General features: G+C 52.7%; 19 protein-coding genes. 18 read left to right on the forward strand and 1 reads right to left on the reverse strand.

Annotated elements, in window-relative coordinates:
- Positions 1 to 41: 41 nt before the first annotated feature.
- The 18 genes from QNH99_RS09775 (at position 42) to QNH99_RS09860 (ending at position 20,406) form a co-directional block, all read left to right on the forward strand.
- The gene (locus tag QNH99_RS09775; RefSeq protein WP_410517618.1) at positions 42 to 389 is read left to right on the forward strand and encodes a hypothetical protein; all 348 of its coding nucleotides are present in this window, start codon (positions 42 to 44) and stop codon (positions 387 to 389) included.
- A gap of 462 nt (positions 390 to 851) precedes the next feature.
- Positions 852 to 1,640, forward strand: a complete 789-nt coding sequence (otsB, locus tag QNH99_RS09780) for a trehalose-phosphatase (protein ID WP_063879927.1) — start codon at positions 852 to 854, stop codon at positions 1,638 to 1,640.
- Positions 1,637 to 3,073, forward strand: a complete 1,437-nt coding sequence (gene otsA / locus QNH99_RS09785; protein WP_063879926.1) for an alpha,alpha-trehalose-phosphate synthase — start codon at positions 1,637 to 1,639, stop codon at positions 3,071 to 3,073. Before otsB ends, otsA begins: the two co-directional genes overlap by 4 nt.
- 1,028 nt (positions 3,074 to 4,101) lie before the next feature.
- Positions 4,102 to 4,452 carry a flagellar transcriptional regulator FlhD gene (gene flhD / locus QNH99_RS09790; RefSeq protein ID WP_006120236.1) on the forward strand — a complete coding sequence of 117 codons (351 nt, stop codon included), beginning with the start codon at positions 4,102 to 4,104 and terminating at the stop codon, positions 4,450 to 4,452.
- Positions 4,452 to 5,030: a flagellar transcriptional regulator FlhC gene (gene flhC, locus QNH99_RS09795; protein ID WP_063879925.1), complete on the forward strand. Its 579-nt coding sequence runs from the start codon at positions 4,452 to 4,454 to the stop codon at positions 5,028 to 5,030. The genes flhD and flhC overlap by 1 nt, the downstream gene beginning before the upstream one ends.
- A gap of 130 nt (positions 5,031 to 5,160) precedes the next feature.
- Complete coding sequence (motA, locus tag QNH99_RS09800; RefSeq protein ID WP_410517619.1) at positions 5,161 to 6,048, forward strand: flagellar motor stator protein MotA; 888 nt, start codon at positions 5,161 to 5,163, stop codon at positions 6,046 to 6,048.
- Complete coding sequence (gene motB / locus QNH99_RS09805) at positions 6,045 to 7,352, forward strand: flagellar motor protein MotB (protein ID WP_410517620.1); 1,308 nt, start codon at positions 6,045 to 6,047, stop codon at positions 7,350 to 7,352. The genes motA and motB overlap by 4 nt, the downstream gene beginning before the upstream one ends.
- An 11-nt stretch (positions 7,353 to 7,363) precedes the next feature.
- Entirely contained in the window at positions 7,364 to 9,358 is a 1,995-nt protein-coding gene (gene cheA / locus QNH99_RS09810; protein ID WP_172823927.1) for a chemotaxis protein CheA, read from the forward strand.
- Positions 9,359 to 9,381: 23 nt separating this feature from the next.
- Positions 9,382 to 9,879, forward strand: coding sequence for a chemotaxis protein CheW (gene cheW / locus QNH99_RS09815; protein ID WP_013026106.1), 498 nt, complete (start codon positions 9,382 to 9,384; stop codon positions 9,877 to 9,879).
- Positions 9,880 to 10,144: 265 nt separating this feature from the next.
- Positions 10,145 to 11,707, forward strand: coding sequence for a methyl-accepting chemotaxis protein (locus QNH99_RS09820; RefSeq protein ID WP_063879921.1), 1,563 nt, complete (start codon positions 10,145 to 10,147; stop codon positions 11,705 to 11,707).
- Positions 11,708 to 11,816: 109 nt separating this feature from the next.
- On the forward strand, positions 11,817 to 13,493 hold the full coding sequence (locus QNH99_RS09825; protein WP_109716535.1) for a methyl-accepting chemotaxis protein: 1,677 nt from the start codon (positions 11,817 to 11,819) through the stop codon (positions 13,491 to 13,493).
- Positions 13,494 to 13,575: 82 nt separating this feature from the next.
- A complete protein-coding gene (cheR, locus tag QNH99_RS09830) occupies positions 13,576 to 14,448 on the forward strand; it encodes a protein-glutamate O-methyltransferase CheR (protein WP_096011142.1) in 873 nt (290 codons plus the stop codon).
- A complete protein-coding gene (locus QNH99_RS09835; RefSeq protein WP_063879919.1) occupies positions 14,448 to 15,497 on the forward strand; it encodes a protein-glutamate methylesterase/protein-glutamine glutaminase in 1,050 nt (349 codons plus the stop codon). Before cheR ends, QNH99_RS09835 begins: the two co-directional genes overlap by 1 nt.
- Positions 15,498 to 15,536: 39 nt before the next feature.
- On the forward strand, positions 15,537 to 15,926 hold the full coding sequence (cheY, locus tag QNH99_RS09840; protein ID WP_013026101.1) for a chemotaxis response regulator CheY: 390 nt from the start codon (positions 15,537 to 15,539) through the stop codon (positions 15,924 to 15,926).
- 9 nt (positions 15,927 to 15,935) lie between these two features.
- Complete coding sequence (cheZ, locus tag QNH99_RS09845; protein ID WP_109716489.1) at positions 15,936 to 16,577, forward strand: protein phosphatase CheZ; 642 nt, start codon at positions 15,936 to 15,938, stop codon at positions 16,575 to 16,577.
- 202 nt (positions 16,578 to 16,779) lie between these two features.
- A complete protein-coding gene (flhB, locus tag QNH99_RS09850) occupies positions 16,780 to 17,931 on the forward strand; it encodes a flagellar biosynthesis protein FlhB (RefSeq protein WP_063879917.1) in 1,152 nt (383 codons plus the stop codon).
- Positions 17,924 to 20,017 (forward strand): flagellar biosynthesis protein FlhA, encoded by a 2,094-nt coding sequence (gene flhA, locus QNH99_RS09855; protein WP_109716488.1) that lies wholly within the window; start codon positions 17,924 to 17,926, stop codon positions 20,015 to 20,017. Before flhB ends, flhA begins: the two co-directional genes overlap by 8 nt.
- Positions 20,014 to 20,406 (forward strand): flagellar protein FlhE, encoded by a 393-nt coding sequence (locus QNH99_RS09860; RefSeq protein ID WP_063879915.1) that lies wholly within the window; start codon positions 20,014 to 20,016, stop codon positions 20,404 to 20,406. Before flhA ends, QNH99_RS09860 begins: the two co-directional genes overlap by 4 nt.
- Positions 20,407 to 20,507: 101 nt before the next feature.
- Here QNH99_RS09860 and aqpZ read toward each other — a convergent pair whose 3' ends face one another.
- Positions 20,508 to 21,203, reverse strand: a complete 696-nt coding sequence (gene aqpZ, locus QNH99_RS09865) for an aquaporin Z (protein WP_096011145.1) — start codon at positions 21,201 to 21,203, stop codon at positions 20,508 to 20,510.
- Positions 21,204 to 21,233 lie beyond the last annotated feature (30 nt).

The following is a 21,233-nucleotide window of genomic DNA, read 5'->3' on the forward strand; positions in this document are numbered from 1 at the left end:
AGCGCCTCCGCCTCAACAGACTCGGATTTCTCAGGACATGCATGTTGAGCATTTTGACCGAAAACCAGAAGGTCGCCTATCGAATCCGGGGAAATGCGACTTTTACATCGCACGACGAATATCTGTTACAGGCATCCCGTACTCAATGCCTCGATGATACCGCGTTTACGCCGGCGGCCTGCCCGCATTTGCTAAGACCAGAAAGCGCGTTAACGTGCACGTTTATCGTAAAGCACGCATCCCTTTCGGCAAATACAGCGTTCAGCATCGGTAAAAATAATCTAATCAGTAAAAAAGGACAGTGCGCCAATTTAAAAAGGAATCATCAGAAAAAGAGGGTAGCCATACGCTATAAGAAAAAACAATTAATCACCCTTATTATCAATTGAGGAATATTCATTTAACCCAGAAGCAAAAGCCGGGATCAAAATGTCCAGAACAGACAGGACATATTTGCCGACAATAATATTGTCGAGTCTGCCTGTGAAAGATTAGGAAAACCTTAAACAGGTCCATTTATTACATTTATGTTTCGTCTGGATTTGCGCAAAAACGATCCAGTAATCGCGAAATGCAAGTGAAATTTTCTACGACCCTGTTAAAGCGAGACGGCTGGCACGGGAAATGCATATTTCTGGCAGAACAGAAGATAGCGACTACACTTTATGTGGCGACAATGACAGTCAGCGGGTTTATCAGCATTGAAACGCGTTTGTTTTTGGAGATAACGTTATAGAATTGCAGGGTTTTACCACGCACTCTCCTTACTTCATATGGCCTTGAGCCAACCTCTTGCTGAAATCCCTCTGCTGTAATGTCCTGATGATGAACCTATTTACAGGAGAAGACACGTGACCCAGACGGCAGATAGTGATGCCTCATTCCCGTCATTGAGCGGCGGTCTGTATGCCTTCTTTTTTGATGTTGATGGCACGCTGGCAGCGATTCAGTCCCAGCCAGATGCCGTTTTCATTCCAGAAAATGTCGTCGCACAACTGCAACGGCTCTCATCTTTATGCCACGGCGCACTGGCGCTGGTCTCAGGTCGACCCGTTGAACAACTTGACGCACTGGCGGCTCCTCTGCGTGCACCAGCAGCGGGCGTTCATGGCGCAGAACGGCGCGATGCGACAGGCGAGCTGCACCGGGTGACCTTGCCGGACGACGTTGAACGTCCGCTAAAAATCATGCTTGAGAATGCGATGGCGCAGTGGCCCGGCACGCAACTTGAAGCCAAAGGCATGGCGTTTGCGCTGCATTTTCGTCGCGCACCGCAGTACGAGCAGGATGTTATGCAACTGGCAGAGGCGGCAGTCAGCCGTTTTGATGGACTTGCGCTGCAGCCAGGCAAATGCGTCGTTGAAATCAAACCTACCGGTATTGATAAAGGCGCAGCCGTCCATAAATTTATGCAGGAAGCGCCATTCTCAGGCCGTATCCCCGTATTTATCGGCGACGACCTCACAGATGAAAAAGGATTCGCTGCAGTGAATGCGATGCAGGGGATCTCGATAAAAGTCGGAGAAGGCCCAAGCGAGGCACGTTATCGTTTACATGACGTTACGGATGTCCATGCCTGGCTTGAAAGAACACGATTACAATTAGAGAAAGACAACGTTGGTAAGGAGTTTAGGTTATGAGTCGTTTAGTGGTTGTATCTAACCGTATCGCCATGCCAAATGGTAACAAAACCAGTGCAGGCGGCCTTGCAGTCGGTATTCTGGATGCGCTTAAGAGCACTGGCGGACTCTGGTTTGGCTGGAACGGTGAGATTAGTGAGTTTTCAGGCGAGGAAGAAAACCCGGTATCGGTCATGGAGCACGACGGTATTGAGTACGCTTCTTTCCCTTTGAGCCAGAACGAGTACGATCTCTACTACTGCCAGTTCTCCAATACCGTTATCTGGCCTGCCTTCCATTACCGCCTGGATTTAGTGCAATTCCAGCGTGAAGCCTGGGAAGGCTACTGCGAGGTAAATGATGCGGTGGCACAGCGCCTGAAGCCATTGATCCAGCCGGATGACATCTTGTGGATTCATGATTACCACTTTTTGCCGTTCGCCGCCGCGCTGCGTCGGGCAGGCATCAACAACCGTATCGGTTTCTTCCTGCATATTCCGTTCCCTACGCCGGAAATTTTCAATGCGCTGCCTCCGCATCAGGAACTGCTGGAGATGCTGTGCGAATACGATTTACTGGGTTTCCAGACAGAATCAGATCGCGTCGCCTTTCTCGACAGCGTCAGCCAACTGACCCAGTTGCAGAACAAGGGTGATAAGAAACATCGCGCCTACGGCAACACCTTTATGACTGAGGTTTACCCTATCGGGATTGAACCAGACAGCATTAAAGAGATGGCAGAAGGGCCGCTGCCACCGAAGATGGCCGCGATGAAAAAAGAGCTCGGCGATGCGCGTAATATCATTGCCTGTGAACGGCTGGATTACTCTAAAGGGCTTCCCGAGCGCTTCCTGGCTTATGAAGCGCTGCTGGAAAACTATCCTCAACATCGGGGTAAAATCCGCTACTCGCAGATCGCGCCAACGTCACGTGGTGATGTGCAGGCTTACCAGGACATCCGCCATCAGCTTGAAACCGAAGCAGGGCGCATCAACGGTAAATACGGTACGCTTGGCTGGACACCGCTCTATTACCTCAACCAGCACTTTGATCGTCGCTTGCTGATGAAAATCTTCCGCCTAACCGACGTCGGTTTAGTCACACCGTTGCGTGATGGCATGAACCTGGTGGCGAAAGAGTATGTTGCGGCGCAGGACCCGGATGACCCAGGCGTACTGGTGCTGTCCCGTTTTGCCGGTGCAGCTAATGAGCTGACTTCGGCATTGATAGTGAATCCTTATGACCGGGATGAAGTGGCCGCAGCGTTGGACAAGGCCATTACCATGCCCCGTACAGAAAGGATTTCACGCTATAACGACATGATGGCGGTATTACGCAAAAACGATATCACCGCCTGGCGTGAAAGCTTCTTACGCGATTTGGAAAAGATTGCGCCACGTAGCGCAGATCATGGAATAGCGAATAAAGTGGCAACCTTTCCTAAACTCGCCTGATGCCTCAGCAAGCCACGGATGGCTTGCTGTTTGCCGTACTTATCCCTTACCTCGCAAAACCCTTTCTCACCCCCACAAAACGCGTCTGGCCTCGCCAGTCCCATGACTCAGGTTTCTAATAGGTTATCCTTAACGCAAAGCCTCACCTGACCTGCGGCTGTACGGTATGACGCCATCCTGACCTCAGGATGAGTAACAAAAATGGCAAAACACTATTTTTACCTGGTTAAGCTAAAGTTCTCTTCAATTCTGCCGATAGTCTAAGTGCACAAAAGTATCCTGCCTGCAATTCATTCACGTTCTTAATGTAACTCCTTGTTACATCGACGATCGCCTCCTAAACACCTTGCTGTCAGCCTTTATACCGGATTGTCAGAAAGCGCCTAATCCTTCTGAGCTGCCTTTCATTACTGGTTGTCTTCAGGGGTCAGTAAACGTCTAACTGTCTAATTTGAATACGAATAATTGTTTCTGGTGACAGAGTATTCCACTAGTTTTATGGTTTTGGCTGGTTCTAAATAGGGCGCAAATTGCATTCGCGAACATAAACGTGAGCTCAACCACCCTGTTTCAATTCCGTCATGGTTTTGTTGCCAATTAAGTCCTTGTCAGGACAAATCCCTACAAAAAAAACACGGATTTGTTCAAAAATTAGCCATGCAAAGTGTGATCATAAAGTATTTCTGAAGAAAATAGGGGCAAAAGTGTGACCTGCGTCACACTTTATCTAAAATTTAACCTAACTGTCGTTGTATGTGAGGATCAGACGATATAGATTTGCCTTGTTTTCGGATTAGTCTTAAAAAATGTGAAAAGACCTCACGGAAGAAGGTTAACGACTTAAGAATAAAGTGGACTGAAAAATGACTTCTGACCCGGACGTAAAAGGGTCACAAAAAGAAGCAGTGCTCAGAACCATTGGCTGTTTATGATTAATTATTTTGCCATCTTTAGATTTACCAACCAGCAGCTCGATACGCAGAGAAGTTATCTGCGGTAAGTTACGTCGCGTCTCTCAGGATGGAAAAATGGGTACATCTGAATTACTAAAACATATTTACGATATCAACTTGTCATATTTACTGCTCGCGCAGCGATTAATTAACCAGGAAAAAGCTTCGGCAATGTTTCGCCTCGGGATTGATGAAAAGATGGCAGACGCATTGTCTGAATTAACCTTACCTGAAATGGTAAAATTAGCTGAGACCAATCAACTTGTGTGTCAGTTTCGTTTTACCGATAGCACCGTTATTAATCGCCTGACGCAGGAATCACGCGTGGATGATTTACAACAAATCCACACCGGGATTCTGTTATCCAGCCGTTTACTACGCAGCGCGTCTAAAGACGCCGCGCCTACTAAAAAGAGGGCGGTATAATGGGTGAAAAAAGTATTGTTCAGGAAGCACGTGATATTCAGCTCGCGATGGAGTTGATCACACTGGGTGCGCGCTTACAAATGCTGGAAAGTGAAACCCAGCTTAGCCGCGGTCGCCTGATTAAACTGTATAAAGAGTTGCGTGGTAGTCCGCCACCAAAAGGCATGTTGCCTTTCTCTACTGACTGGTTCATGACGTGGGAACAGAATATTCACTCTTCCATGTTCTGTAACGCCTGGACTTTCTTACTGAAAACCGGTTTGAGCAAAGGTATTGATGCGGTAATTAAAGCTTATCGTCTCTATCTTGAGCAGTGCCCGCAATCGGACGAGGGCCCGCTGTTGGCGCTGACACGCGCCTGGACCCTGGTGCGATTCGTTGAAAGCGGTATGCTGGAATTATCTGACTGCAAAAGCTGCAATGGTAGCTTCATTAATCATGCACATCAGCCCATTGGCAGTTTTGTTTGCAGCCTGTGCCAGCCGCCATCACGTGCCGTAAAAAGACGTAAACTTTCTGCAGATACTGCCGATATCTTTCCACAACTGCTGGATGAACAGGTTAAACAAGCCGTTTAAATTTGTTCGCAATGTGGAAGTCATCCAGCAGCGGTTAATCCCGCTGCTTTTTTTTTGCCTCCATGTGGTGAATATCACCTGGGTCTCTGGCTTAACGTCGACCAACACGTTACGGACGTAAGGATTTTTTGTGCTGATAATTATAGGTTACATCGTTGTATTAGGTTCCGTGTTGGGCGGATACGCTTTAGTAGGCGGCCATCTTGGTGCGCTGTACCAGCCTGCTGAACTGTTGATGATCGCCGGTGCAGGTCTGGGTGCTTTTCTGGTGGGTAACAACGGTAAGGCGATTAAAAAGACGCTGAAAGCCCTGCCGATGCTGTTTCGCGGGTCCAAATACAATAAAGCGGTGTACATGGATTTAATGGCCCTGCTTTACAGGCTAATGGCGAAATCTCGCCAGCAAGGCATGTTATCGCTGGAGCGCGATATTGAAGATCCTGCGCAGAGCGAAATTTTTGCTAATTATCCCCGCATCTTAGCCGATAAACAGTTAGTAGATTTCATCACTGATTATTTACGCCTGATGGTCAGCGGCAACATGAATGCGTTTGAGATTGAAGCATTGATGGATGAAGAGATTGAAACCTACGAACACGAGTGTGAAGTGCCTGCGCAAAGTATCGCAGCAGTGGGCGATGGCCTGCCAGCCTTCGGTATCGTCGCAGCGGTGATGGGTGTGGTACATGCCCTGGCATCCGCCGACCGACCAGCCGCAGAGTTAGGCGCGCTGGTTGCACATGCGATGGTGGGAACCTTCCTCGGGATTTTGCTGGCATACGGTTTTATTTCGCCTCTGGCGTCAGTATTACGTCAGAAATGTGCTGAAACGACCAAAATGATGCAGTGCGTCAAAGTGACATTGCTGTCCAGCCTGAATGGCTACGCACCGCAAATCGCCGTCGAGTTTGGTCGTAAAACGCTTTACTCAGCCGAACGTCCTTCGTTCAGCGAACTGGAAGAGCACGTTCGCAACGCGAAGAACCCGGCTAAACAGACTTCGGATCAGACCTCATGAAACATGGCAATCGCCCAATTGTGCTGATTAGAAAGCGCAAACATAAAAAACATGAAGGAGGACATGGCTCATGGAAAATTGCCTATGCCGACTTTATGACGGCGATGATGGCATTTTTTATGGTGATGTGGCTGCTGTCGATCGCCAGTCCACAGCAGTTGATCCAGATAGCGGAATATTTTCAGACGCCATTAAAAGTGGCGCTGACGGGTGGACAGCGAAGCAGCGATAGCAGCAGTCCTATCCCCGGCGGCGGTGACGATGCGACCAAGAAGGATGGCGAAGTTAAAAAGGTTGTGGATATGGATGCGCAGAAACGCAAGCTGGATGAGATTCGCCTCAACCGGTTGCGTGAAAAGCTCGACCAGCTGATTGAAGCCGACCCACGCCTGAAAGCACTGCGTCCGCATTTGATCATCAATATGGTGGAAGAAGGGCTGCGTATTCAGATTATCGATAGTCAGAATCGCCCAATGTTCAAAACCGGCAGTGCTGAAGTTGAACCTTATATGCGCGATATTCTGCGTGCGATTGCACCGGTTTTGAATGATATCCCCAACCGAATCAGTATCGCGGGGCACACGGATGACATTCAGTATGCCAGGGGCGATAAAGGCTACAGTAACTGGGAGCTGTCGGCTGACCGTGCCAATGCTTCCCGTCGTGAGCTGGTGATTGGTGGCCTGGATGGCGGAAAAATTCTTCGTGTTGTCGGCATGGCTGACACGATGAAACTGAAAAACCGCGGTGGTGATGATGCCGTAAACCGCCGTATTAGTCTGCTGGTCTTGAACCATGATACCGAAGCAGCGATTGAAAAAGAGAACGCTGAAAGTGACGCCGTTCAGGTCAGCGATCCGGCAGCCATTGAAAAGGTGACCGCACCCTCAGCTTCAATAGGGAATGCGGTAGACAACGTAACGTCTGCACCTTCATCCGCTGCCACATCCGCGGGTGCGGCTAAATCAGCCACATCCACGCCGCCATCATCATCGAGCGGTGCGGTGAAAACAGGAACTTCCACGCAGCCAGCGTCTTCGACGGGTGCGGTGAAAACAGGAACTTCCACGCAGCCAGCGTCTTCGACGGGTGCGGTGAAAACAGCAACATCCGCACAACCAGCGTCTTCGACTGGTGCGGTAACCACAGTATCTCCTGCACCGTCAGCTTCGTCGACGAGTGCGGTGATAACAGTAACCTCTGCACCGCCAGCGTCATCGGCTGGTGCGGGTAAAATAACCTCCGCGCCGCCAGCGTCATCGGCGGGTGCGGTGACTACAGCAGCCCCCTCACAGCAGAGGTGATTCCCGTGAGCATGGACATCAGCGATTTTTACCAGACGTTTTTTGATGAAGCCGATGAGCTGTTAGCGGATATGGAGCAACACCTGTTGGGACTCGATCCCCAGGAGCCAGATTCTGAGCAGCTTAACGCCATCTTCCGCGCCGCCCATTCCATTAAAGGCGGAGCCGGAACCTTTGGTTTTACGGTTTTACAGGAAACAACCCATATCCTGGAAAACATTCTGGATGGTGCTCGTCGCGGCGAGATGCAGCTCAGCACCGACATCATCAATCTGTTTTTGGAAACTAAAGACATTATGCAGGAACAGCTAGATGCTTATAAAACCGCGCAAGAGCCTAACGCGGAAAGCTTCAAGTATATCTGTGAAGCATTACGCCAACTGGCGTTAGAGGCTAAAGGTCTTCCGGTTGCAGCACCGGTTGTGGTTTCACTTGATGTGCCAGTAAGTCAGGCAGAATCAGCGAAAGCGGGCGCAGACAGCGTCCACCTGCAGCTGGTCGATCTGAAAGAAAAAGACATCGACCTGATGCTGGAAGAGCTGGGTAACCTCGGCACGCTCAGCGACGTCAAGAAAGGCTCGACGTCTCTTGAGTGCCACATCACTGGCGTCGGTAAAGACGATATTGTTGCCGTACTCTGCTTTGTGATTGATGAAGCACAGATTCGCTTCCCGAGCGCAGACGCCGACGCTGCTGCAGCGGCGGAAAGCGATGCTGAGCCTGAGGTTGCAGAAGTGCAGACCGCCACCGTCACCGAATTGCCGGTTGCTGCCGTCAAGCGCGAAAGCAAACGTGTTGCCGCACCGGCCAAGACCAGCGAATCGAGCAGCATCCGTGTTGCCGTAGAAAAGGTCGATCAGTTGATTAACCTGGTGGGCGAACTGGTGATTACCCAGTCTATGCTGGCGCAGCGTTCAGGTGAGCTGGACCCGGTGGCCCATGGCGAACTGCTGAACAGCATGGGGCAGTTGGAGCGTAATGCACGCGACCTGCAAGAGTCGGTGATGTCGATTCGTATGATGCCGATGGAATATGTGTTCAGCCGCTTCCCGCGTCTGGTTCGCGATTTGGCCAGCAAGCTGGGCAAAGAAGTCGAGCTGACCTTACTCGGCAGTTCTACCGAACTGGATAAGAGCCTGATCGAACGTATCATCGATCCGTTAACGCATCTGGTGCGTAACAGTCTTGACCACGGTATTGAGTCGCCGGACAAGCGTATTGCCGCAGGAAAAGTGGCAACGGGCAACCTGACGCTGTCGGCAGAACATCAGGGCGGCAACATCTGTATTGAAGTGTCAGATGATGGTGCGGGCCTTAACCGTGAACGTATTCTTGCTAAAGCGCTCACATCCGGTTTGCCGGTTCACGAAAACATGAGCGACGAAGAAGTTGGCATGTTGATTTTCGCCCCTGGCTTCTCCACCGCAGAACAGGTAACCGATGTGTCTGGTCGTGGTGTGGGCATGGATGTGGTGAAACGGAATATCCAGGAAATGGGTGGTCACGTTGAAATTGCCTCTAAACAAGGTAAAGGCACCACGATCCGTATCCTGCTGCCGCTGACGCTGGCCATTCTGGACGGTATGTCAGTGCGCGTAGCCGATGAGGTCTTCATTCTGCCGCTGAACGCGGTGATGGAATCATTACAGCCTCGCGCAGAAGAGTTAAAACCGCTGGCGGGTGGCGAGTGTGTTCTGGAAGTCCGTGGTGAATATCTGCCGCTGGTTGAGCTGTGGAACGTCTTTGATGTGAAAGAGGCCAAAACAGAAGCGACGCAAGGCATCGTGGTGATTCTGCAAAGCGCGGGCAAGCGTTACGCGCTGCTGGTAGACCAGTTAATCGGTCAGCATCAGGTTGTCGTTAAAAACCTGGAAAGCAACTATCGCAAAGTACCAGGTATTTCAGCCGCCACCATCCTCGGCGATGGCAGCGTGGCGTTGATTGTTGACGTTTCGGCGTTGCAATCACTTAACCGTGAAAAACGTGTGGCCGGCGCTGCCGCCTGATTGATAACGAAAAGGTAAATAACATGAGTGGAATGGCAACCGTGACAAAAATTGCTGGCGAAACCGTTGGTCAGGAATTCCTGGTGTTCACGCTGGGTGATGAAGAGTACGGCATCGATATTCTTAAGGTTCAGGAAATTCGCGGCTACGATCAGGTAACCCGCATTGCTAACACGCCTGACTTTATTCGCGGCGTGACCAACCTGCGTGGCGTTATCGTGCCCATCATCGATTTGCGTGTGAAGTTTGCACAGGCCGATGTTGAGTACAATGAGAATACGGTCGTAATCGTCCTTAATCTGGAAAACCGCGTAGTCGGTATCGTGGTTGATGGCGTTTCTGATGTCCTGTCTTTAACGCAGGAACAGATCCGTCCTTCACCAGAGTTTGCTGTGACAATGTCCACCGAGTACCTGACCGGTCTGGGTGCACTGGGCGACCGCATGTTGATTCTGGTTGACATCGAGAAGCTGCTGAGCAGCGAAGAGATGGCGCTGGTAGACAACCTGCGTACTGCCTAATCTTCCTTCACGGGTCAGTGAACGCTGGCCCGTGTTGATCTCCAAAGCTTTCTGCATTCTCGCCTGCTTCAAACGCGTTAACAGCGTTCGCAATATGTTAATTCTTCTCGCGTTGTCTGTGATCGTTCCCGCTAAATAACACAATTGACTGATATCAATAATTACAAAAGCCTTAAACGCTGCTTTTTCCTCGATCATCACTAAAACATCTCACATTCCCGCCGATACAGCCCCTGCACTTTACTTATTACGCTCGGGGAAAACGATGTTAAAACGAATAAAAGTGGTGACCAGTCTTATTGCGGTACTGATGCTTTTCGGTGCCATGCAGCTGCTATCGGGCAGTCTGTTCTGGTCAGCGCTGCACAAAGATAAAGAGGCCTTTGCCCTGTCGCAAATTTCCACCCGAAATGTTGCGGCGATGACCGATGCTTATATGGCGCTGAATCAGTCACGTACCACGCTCAACCGCGCCATGCTGCGCTTACAAACCAGCCTGGCGACACAGATGAATGGCGGTCAGCTGGAGAGCCTGACAGATAAAGCCATCAGCGAGGCTAACAAAGGTGAACAGTTCCTGACGGAGTTTAACGCCATTCCTGAAACGCCAGGGGCCGATACCGAATTGCGCGATCAGCTGCAACACAATTTTGCCGCCTACCTGACCGGACTGCGCGGCATGATCGCCAGCCTGAAAGCGAAAGACCTGGAAGGCATGTTTAAACAAAACATTGAGCAGAAACAGCAGGCGATGCAGGCCACCTATTCAACATGGCGCATGAAGCAGAGTGAACTGTCTGCGCACGGGGCAGAGCAGAACCAGCAGGCCTTTACCCAGATGATGTGGCTGCTTGGCATGGTTGGCGTACTGGTTATCGTTGTCATCATGGGCTGTTGGTTTGGGCTGCGCCAGCTTCTTATCCATCCTCTGCAACGTCTGCTGGTGGATATTCGGACCATCGCCTCTGGCGACCTGACGCAACCCATTCTGGTGGAAGGCCGCAATGAGATGAGTCAGCTGGCAGAGGGCATTCATGAGATGCAACGCTCTCTGGTTTCCACGGTGGGTGAGGTGCGCAGTGGATGTGATGCCATTTTCACCGGTGCCAGCGAAATCGCCGCTGGAAACAACGATCTTTCTGCCCGTACGGAAGAGCAGGCAGCATCGCTTGAACAAACCGCTGCCAGCATGGAGCAGTTAACCGCGACGGTGAAACAGAATGCGGATAATGCCCGCCAGGCTTCTCAGCTGGCGCAAACGGCATCGGAAACTGCGCTGCAGGGCGGCAAGGTGGTGGACGGTGTTGTAACCACCATGAAAGAGATTGCCGGCAGTTCGAAGAAAATTGCTGACATCATTAGCGTGATCGATGGCATTGCTTTCCAGACCAACATTCTGGCGCTTAACGCCGCCGTCGAAGCGGCACGTGCAGGTGAGCAGGGCCGTGGCTTTGCCGTCGTGGCGGGTGAAGTGCGCAATCTGGCGCAGCGCAGTGCCCAGGCCGCTAAAGAAATTAAAGGCTTGATCGAAGACTCCGTCGCGCGCGTTGACAGCGGTTCGCTCCAGGTTGAAAGCGCAGGCAGCACCATGAATAACATCGTTGGCGCTGTAACGCGCGTCACCGACATCATGGGCGAGATTGCGTCTGCTTCTGACGAACAAAGTCGCGGCATCGACCAGGTAGGTCAGGCCGTAACGGAAATGGATCGCGTGACGCAACAGAACGCCTCACTGGTTGAAGAGTCCGCCGCCGCCGCCGCTGCGCTGGAGCAACAGGCCAGCTCACTGTCACAGGCCGTGGCCGTATTTAAAATTTCCCGCTTATAAGTTTTCCAACACTTTTTACGGCCAGCGTGAACCTCTCTTCACGCTGGCCGTAAAGTTCCGCACGTCCGGGCCGATAAACAGAATCGAATTGCTAATGAATGAGGTTTCTATGTTTAGTCGAGTACGTGTTGTCTCCGGTCTTCTATGTGTATTGGCACTGTTCGCATTACTGCAAATTTTTTCAGGTGGTGTGTTTTACAAGACGGTGACGGAAGATAAAGAAAACTTTGCCTATAACCAACGTCTGAGTACTCTTCAACGCGCCATGGGCACCTCCTGGGTGGCACTGGTTCAGGCGCGAAATACCTTAAACCGCGCCGGAATTCGTTATTTACAGGACGGACAAATGGCGGGTTCAGGTGCCACGGTAAAAGAATTAGTGGCGCTGGCAGATAGCGAATTAAAGCGCGCCGAGCAAGGCTATGCCTTGTTCAACGCGAATCTTTCTGAGAAAGGCAAAAGCGCAGCTAACGTGCTGACGCTGCAGGCGAACTATAAGCAGTTCCATGACGGGCTCGCTGAACTGATTGTGTTTCTGGGCAACGGTAACTTTAAGGGATTTGTTGATCAGCCGACGCAGAGCTATCAGGACAAATTCCAGAAAGACTACGATGACTGGCTCAATTATAACCTTAAGCTGAGCCAGCAGGGTGTGGATGCCAATGATGCCGCCTATCAGAGCATGATTATGCTGGTGATCGGTACGCTGGCGGTCACGCTGTTAGTGATCGTGCTGGTATGGAACCTGATGCGAAGTCTGCTTATTCGCCCGCTTAAACAAAGCATCGAACACATTCAACATATCGCGAACGGCGATCTGACGCAGCCGATTCATATTAGTGTGCGTAACGAAATTGGCGATTTGCTGACCTCCCTGCAAGACATGCAACAGGCGCTGGTGCGAACTGTCGGCACCGTACGTGACGGCGCTGATGCGATTTATACCGGTGCCAGCGAAATTGCTGTTGGCAATAACGATCTCTCGTCCCGAACGGAACAGCAGGCGGCGTCGCTGGAGCAAACGGCGGCCAGCATGGAGCAGCTCACCGCGACCGTGAAGCAAAATGCGGAAAACGCCCGTCAGGCTTCAAAGCTGGCGCTTAACGCCTCTGAAACCGCACAGCAGGGCGGCAAAGTCGTGGATGGCGTGGTGACAACCATGAAAGAGATTGCCGGCAGTTCGCGCAAAATTGCCGACATTATCAGCGTGATCGATGGTATCGCTTTCCAGACCAATATTCTGGCGCTTAACGCCGCCGTTGAAGCCGCGCGCGCAGGCGAACAGGGCCGTGGCTTTGCTGTCGTCGCGGGTGAAGTGCGTAACCTGGCCCAGCGCAGTGCGCAGGCGGCCAAAGAGATTAAAGGGCTGATTGAAGATTCTGTTGGTCGGGTTAACACCGGCTCAGTCCTGGTCGAAAGCGCGGGCGACACCATGAGTGAAATCGTCAGCGCGGTGACGCGCGTTACCGACATCATGGGTGAAATTGCCTCTGCATCCGACGAGCAAAGCCGTGGCATTGACCAGGTGGGCCAGGCGGTGACGGAGATGGATCGCGTGACACAACAGAATGCTTCACTGGTTGAAGAGTCTGCTGCAGCCGCGGCTGCACTGGAAGATCAGGCCAGTAACTTAAAACAAGCGGTTTCTGTCTTCAATATTGGTAAAGAAATTGTCACGCAGGCCGTTAACAAGACTACGGCGGTAAAAAATTTACGTTTAGAAAGTCCGTCAGAAGGTATTCGCCAGCCATCACCACGCGGTGATGAGAACTGGGAAACCTTCTAATTGCCTGGATGGCCCAACCGCTGATGTGCGGTTGGGCGTAGCAGCAGATGTTCAACAGGTTTAGTTCAGGCCAGGTGCAAAGATGAAGAAATCGACGTTATTAGATCAACCGGAGGCGACCACGCTGCTGTCACAAATGGTACAGCGCCTGCCCCTCTCCGATACCCATTTTCGCCGTATCAGCCAGCTCATTTATCAGCGTGCGGGTATCGTGCTGGCCGATCATAAGCGCGAGATGGTTTACAACCGTCTGGTTCGTCGTCTGCGCACGCTGAATATTGATGACTTTGGTCGCTACCTGGCGCTGCTAGAGAATGATCAGAACAGTGCAGAGTGGCAGGCGTTTATTAATGCGTTAACCACCAACCTGACGGCTTTTTTCCGTGAGGCGCATCATTTTCCAATTCTGGCGGAACATGCACGTAAACGTCAGGGTAATTTTAGCGTCTGGAGTACGGCTGCCTCAACCGGCGAAGAACCTTACTCTATCGCGATTACGCTGGCAGAAACATTGGGCGCGGGACCGGGTAAATTCCAGGTTCACGCCAGTGATATCGATACCCAGGTGTTGGAGAAAGCCGTGGCGGGCGTTTACCGCCAGGAAGAGCTGCGCACGCTGTCGCCTGCACAGTTACAGCGTTTCTTTTTACGTGGCACGGGTCCGCATGCTGGGATGGTTCGTGTACGTTCCGAACTGGCGAACATGGTGAACTACAGCCAACTTAATTTGCTGGCAAACGACTGGGCCTTACCCGGACCTTTCGATGCGATTTTTTGCCGCAACGTAATGATCTATTTCGATAAAGAAACACAAGAAAAAATTCTACGTCGTTTTGTTCCTCTGCTTAAGCCTGGCGGCATCCTGTTCGCCGGACACTCAGAGAACTTCAGCCAGATTAGTAAAGAGTTTTGGCTGCGTGGGCAAACCGTGTATGGACTGACGAAGGAAAGATGATGAGCAAAATTACCGTGATGTGCGTAGATGACTCTGCGCTGATGCGGCAACTGATGACCGAAATCATCAACAGTCATCCTGATATGGAAATGGTGGCGACTGCCCCCGATCCATTAGTGGCACGCGATTTAATTAAACAGTTTAATCCGCAGGTGTTAACGCTGGATGTGGAAATGCCGCGCATGGATGGCCTGGATTTTCTTGAAAAACTGATGCGTTTACGGCCGATGCCCGTCGTCATGGTGTCATCACTGACCGGACAGGGCTCAGAAATCACGTTGCGTGCGCTGGAGTTAGGCGCCATTGATTTCGTCACCAAGCCGCAGCTGGGTATTCGTGAAGGTATGCTGGCCTACAGCCAGATGATTGGTGACAAAATTCGCGCCGCTGCCCGGGCACGTCTGCATGTGCGTAACGTGATGCCTGCACCGCTCACGTTGAAAGCCGGCCCGTTGCTGAGTAGTGAAAAGTTGATTGCCATTGGTTCATCAACCGGGGGCACAGAAGCGATTCGTCACGTTTTGCAACCGTTACCCGCGACCAGCCCGGCGCTGCTGATTACACAACATATGCCGCCAGGTTTTACCCGTTCCTTTGCTGAACGGCTGAATAAGCTGTGCCAGATCACGGTGAAGGAAGCGGAAGACGGCGAGCGTATTCTGCCAGGCCATGCCTACATTGCGCCCGGCGCGATGCATATGGAACTGGGCCGTAGCGGTGCCAACTACGTGGTGAAACTGAATGAAGGTCCGCCGGTCAACCGGCATAAACCTTCCGTCGATGTCTTATTTAAATCGGTTGCGATCAACGCAGGGCGTAATGCCGTCGGCGTCATCCTGACCGGTATGGGTAACGATGGGGCTGCAGGCATGCTGGAAATGCATCGTGCCGGCGCCTGGACCATCGCACAAAATGAAGCAAGTTGTGTCGTTTTTGGCATGCCACGCGAGGCGATAGCCAGCGGTGGCGTGAGCGAAGTAGTGGATTTAAGCAACATCAGCCAGCATATGCTGGCGAAAATTAGCGCCGGACAGGCATTGCGTATATAACAGGCCCGTCCTGCCGGGCGAGATAACACAGGAGTAGATATGGCTGATAAAAACATGCGCTTTTTGGTAGTGGACGACTTCAATACGATGCGTCGTATTGTGCGTAACCTGCTGAAAGAGCTGGGCTTCAATAACGTAGAAGAAGCAGAAGACGGCGTTGATGCGTTAGGCAAACTCAAGGCAGGTGGTTTCGATTTCGTGATCTCTGACTGGAACATGCCGAATATGGATGGCCTGCAACTGCTGCAGACCATTCGTGCCGATGCTGCCATGGCGAGTCTGCCGGTACTTATGGTGACGGCGGAAGCGAAGAAAGAAAACATTATTGCTGCCGCTCAGGCGGGTGCAAGCGGCTACGTAGTTAAGCCGTTTACGGCCGCCACGCTTGAAGAAAAGCTGGGCAAAATTTTTGAAAAACTGGGTATGTAAGGAGATGTGATGAGCGACCTTCCGAAATCAGCTGAGCAAGCCGCGGCACATGATATTATTTCCCGCATCGGTTCACTGACCCGCATGCTGCGTGAAAGCCTGCGTGAGCTGGGGCTGGATCAGGCCATTGCAGAAGCTGCTGAAGCCATTCCTGACGCCCGCGACCGTCTGGACTATGTAGTACAAAAGACCGCCCAGGCGGCCGACCGGGCGCTGAACAGCGTCGAAGCTGCGCAACCGCACCAGGATAAAATGGAAGCGGGAGCGGTAGCGCTGAAAGGACGCTGGGATGCGTGGTTTGAAAATCCAATTGAACTTGCCGACGCGCGCGAACTGGTGACGGATACGCGTGAGTATTTAGGGGAAGTGCCTGAGCACACCTCTTTTACTAACAAGCAGTTGCTCGACATCATGATGGCGCAGGATTTCCAGGACCTTACCGGTCAGGTTATCAAGCGCATGATGGATGTGATCCAGGAAATCGAGCGCCAGTTGTTGATGGTGTTGCTGGAAAACATGCCAGAAGTCAGCGCCGAGAAACGTCAGGTTGGCACCACGCTGCTCAATGGCCCGCAGGTAAACTCTGCTGCGCCAGGCGTTGTGGCTAACCAGGACCAGGTTGATGACCTGTTGGATAGCCTGGGCTTTTAACCGCCAGCCTGTCTGGCGATGGCTGACCCACTACCGGGTCGCCATCGCCCCCTTCTTCAAGATGGCCTGTTTCTGACAGGCCACTTCTCTTTTCTCTTTTGCCATCCGTGAAAGAGCGCGTGTTTTTCACGTTTTATCCACGCTTTAACCAAACCCAAATTTGGCATTCTATGCTCAGAATTCCTGCCAACCGAGGTGTGTGGTGTCAGAAAATAGCGACGAAGACAAAACAGAATCGCCCACGGCCCACCGACTTGAAAAAGCACGTGAAGAAGGCCAGATTCCGCGTTCGCGCGAACTGACCTCATTGCTGATGCTGTTAGCCGGCATCATGATTTTATGGATTGGCGGCACCATGATGGCTCACCGACTGGGTGCCATGGTGTCAACCGGGTTACGTTTTGACCACGGCATGGTCACCGATGACAAAATCATTATTGCCCATGTCGGCAATCTGATTATGCAGGCTCTTGGCGCACTGTTGCCGTTACTGGGTGGGCTGGTTCTGGTCGCCATCGCCTCGCCGATGCTACTGGGCGGCGTAGTGATTAGCGGTAAATCCATCAAAGTGGATTTCGGCAAGCTTAATCCGCTGACGGGCTTTAAACGTATGTTTGCGGCGCAGGCATGGACCGAATTGTTTAAAGGGATACTGAAAACCATCCTGGTTGGCTGTGTGGCAGGCTGGTACATCTGGACGCACTGGCCGGATATGCTGCGTCTGATTGCCGAGTCACCCACAACGGCACTGATTCACGGCATGGATATGATTGCCATCTGCTGCTCGCTGGTCATGCTCGGGTTGATCCCCATGGTGGGCTATGACGTTTTCTGGCAGCTGTACAGTCACTTTAAAAAGCTACGCATGTCACGTCAGGAAATTCGCGATGAGCACAAGCAGCAAGAGGGTGATCCGCATGTTAAAGGACGCATCCGTCAACAGATGCGTGCCGCAGCCCGGCGTCGCATGATGGCCGATGTCCCCAAAGCGGATGTGATCGTCACTAACCCGACGCACTATTCGGTTGCCCTGCAATATAACGAGAAAAAGATGAGTGCACCGAAGGTCATCGCTAAGGGCGCAGGGGATATTGCCTTACGCATTCGTGAACTGGGCGCGGAACACCGTATCCCGGTTCTGGAAGCACCGCCGCTGGCGCGTGCGCTGTACCGACATACTGAAATTGGACAACACATTCCGGGCGCGCTGTATGGCGCTGTGGCAGAAGTGCTGGCCTGGGTCTGGCAGCTACGTCGCTGGAAGCGCGAAGGCGGCCTGATACCCGTAAAACCTAAAGACCTGCCGGTCCCGGCAGAGATGGACTTTGCAGGAGAGAACAAAAACGATGGCTAATCTGGCCGCTAAACTACGCCTACCGGGCAACTTCAAAGACATGCAGTGGCAGGTGCTTGCTGGCCCGGTCCTGATCATCATGATTTTGTCGATGATGGTCCTGCCGTTACCGCCATTCATCCTGGATCTGTTGTTCACCTTCAACATTGCCTTGTCGATTATGGTGCTGCTGGTCGCGATGTTTACCCAGCGGACGCTGGAATTTGCGGCGTTCCCGACCATTTTGCTGTTTTCGACCTTACTGCGCCTGGCGCTGAACGTCGCCTCAACCCGTATCATTTTGCTGGAAGGTCACACGGGTGCGGCCGCAGCCGGACGGGTGGTTGAAGCCTTTGGCCACTTTCTGGTCGGGGGCAATTTTGCCATCGGTATTGTGGTGTTTATCATCCTGGTGATTATCAACTTTATGGTTATCACCAAAGGTGCTGGCCGTATCGCTGAAGTGGGCGCGCGTTTTGTGCTTGATGGGATGCCCGGTAAACAGATGGCCATCGACGCCGACCTGAATGCGGGGTTGATTGGTGAAGATGAGGCGAAACGCCGCCGTGCCGAAGTCACCCAGGAAGCCGACTTTTACGGCTCAATGGACGGTGCCAGTAAGTTCGTACGCGGCGATGCCATCGCGGGCATTATGATCATGGTGATCAACGTGATCGGTGGACTGTTGGTCGGTATCGTTCAGCACGGTATGGATGCAGGACATGCGGCAGAGACCTATACGTTGCTGACCATTGGTGACGGCCTGGTCGCCCAGATCCCGGCGCTGGTTATCTCCACGGCGGCAGGTGTGATTGTGACCCGCGTAGCGACCGACCAGGACGTGGGTGAGCAGATGGTGGGGCAGCTGTTCAAAGATCCCCGCGTGTTGATGCTGAGTGGCGGGGTGATTGGTTTGCTGGGCTTAGTGCCGGGCATGCCAAACTTTGTTTTCCTGCTGTTCACCGCCGCATTGCTGGGCCTGGCATGGTGGTTACGTGGCCGTGAAATGCAGCCTAAAGCGAATATCGAATCGCCGGGCAGCCTCACCAAATCCATGGACACACCGGCATCGGCTGAAGCCTCCTGGACCGATGTCCAACTGGAAGATACGCTGGGCATGGAAGTGGGCTACCGCCTGATTCCGATGGTCGATCATAACCAAAACGGCGAACTGCTCGGTCGTATCCGCAGCATTCGTAAAAAGGTGGCGCAGGACGTCGGGTTCCTGCCTCCGGTGGTGCATATCCGCGACAACATGGAATTGCCACCAGCCCGCTATCGTATTCTGATGAAAGGCGTGGAAATTGGCAGTGGTGACGCCTATCCGGGACGTTGGATGGCGATCAACCCAGGCACCGCCGCAGGGACCTTACCGGGTGAAGCCACGGTGGACCCGGCCTTTGGCCTTGCCGCCGTCTGGATTGATGGCGCGCTGAAAGAACAGGCGCAGATTCAGGGCTTTACCGTGGTGGAAGCCAGTACCGTGGTGGCAACCCACCTTAATCATCTCATTGGTCAGTATGCCAGCGAGCTGTTTGGTCGTCAGGAAGCACAGCAACTGCTGGACCGCGTCTCTTCAGAGATGCCTAAACTGACCGAAGATTTGGTGCCGGGCGTTATCAATCTGACCACCCTGCATAAAGTTCTGCAAAACCTGCTGGTAGAGCGTGTCTCAATTCGCGATATGCGCACCATTATTGAAACCCTGGCGGAGCACGCCCCGGTACAAAGCGATCCGCAGGAATTAACCAGCGTGGTACGCGTGGCATTGGGTCGGGCAATTACCCAGCAGTGGTTCCCGGGTAACGGTGAAGTTCAGGTGATTGGACTGGATGCCACACTGGAGCGCCTGTTGCTGCAGGCCCTGCAGGGCGGTGGCGGACTGGAGCCGGGGCTTGCCGACCGTCTGTTAGCGCAGACGCAAGAAGCATTGCAGCGTCAGGAGATGATGGGCGCACCGCCGGTATTACTGGTGAATCATCCATTACGTGCCTTACTGGCCCGCTTCCTGCGCCGTAACATGCCGCAGCTGGTGGTGCTGTCAAATATGGAATTAAGCGATAATCGCCAGATTCGAATGACCGCCACCATCGGAGGCAAACAATGAGATCGATGATGCTGTTTGCGCTACTGCTGCCGATGTTTGCTCAGGCCGCAGATGGCGCATGGAGTGCCAGCGCCGCAGGGCCGTTGCTGGTCAATCGCGGGAGCTGGCAATCGTCCCAGCCGTTGACGCCGCCGGGAGAGGTCAAAGGGGCAATCAGCCTCGTAAACTGGCGCTATCAGTTTACCCAGCCTGCGCCGTCAGGCCTGCAGGTTCGGCTTTGTGCTGAGCAGCGTTGTACCGATCTGGAGGGGGCAAATGGTGGGACGCGCGGTCTTACCGGGGTTGCCGCAGGTGAAACGTTGCACATGGTGTTTGGTTTCGCCGGCAGCGGAAGCTTACCGCCGGGACTAAAAGTGGTCAGCACAGAAGTGACGGTCAATTATCACTGAGTCGGGCCATCAACCGGCTCAGGTCAGACCGACAGCGTGCGATCCTGTTGCCGCTGCCGGTCTGGGCGATGACCCACAGGTTCGGTCATCACCGTCATCCATTAGTCTTTACTTGCCAGCAAATAACGATAGAGCAACCCGCCAGTTACACCGCCCACCAGCGGCACCAGCCAGAATACCCACAACTGCTGTAACGCCCAGGTTCCCTGGAATACCGCCATCGCCGTACTGCGCGCCGGATTCACCGACGTATTGGTCACGGGAATGCTGATTAAATGAATAAGCGTTAAGGCCAGGCCAATCGCCACCGGCGCGAAACCCGCAGGCGCGCGTTTATCGGTCGCACCCTGAATGATGATCAGAAAAAAGGCGCTGAGCACCAGCTCAGTCACCACGGCTGCGCACAGTGAATAGCCGCCTGGGGAATGTTCGGCAAAGCCATTGGCAGCGAAACCGCTGGCTGCCACATCAAAACCAGCCTGGCCCCGTGCGATCAGATACAGCAGAGCCGCCGCGGCGATACCGCCAGCCACTTGCCCAATCATATAGGGGAAAATAGTCTGATATCCGATGCGGCCACCGGCCCACAGCCCCAGAGTGACGGCAGGATTAAAATGCCCGCCTGAGAGATGACCAACAGCAAAGGCCATGGTCAGCACGCAGAGGCCAAAAGCCAGAGCCACGCCAGCAAAACCAATCCCGGTTTGCGGAAAATTTGCGGCGAAGAGGGCGCTCCCGCAACCCCCCAATACCAGCCAGAATGTACCGATGAATTCGGCAAATGTTTTTCTTAACATCGATGGATTATCCTTTCTCGAAACACGTAA

Origin of the sequence: Pantoea allii (genome assembly GCF_046529425.1) — a bacterium.
Taxonomy (GTDB): Bacteria; Pseudomonadota; Gammaproteobacteria; order Enterobacterales; family Enterobacteriaceae; genus Pantoea; species Pantoea allii.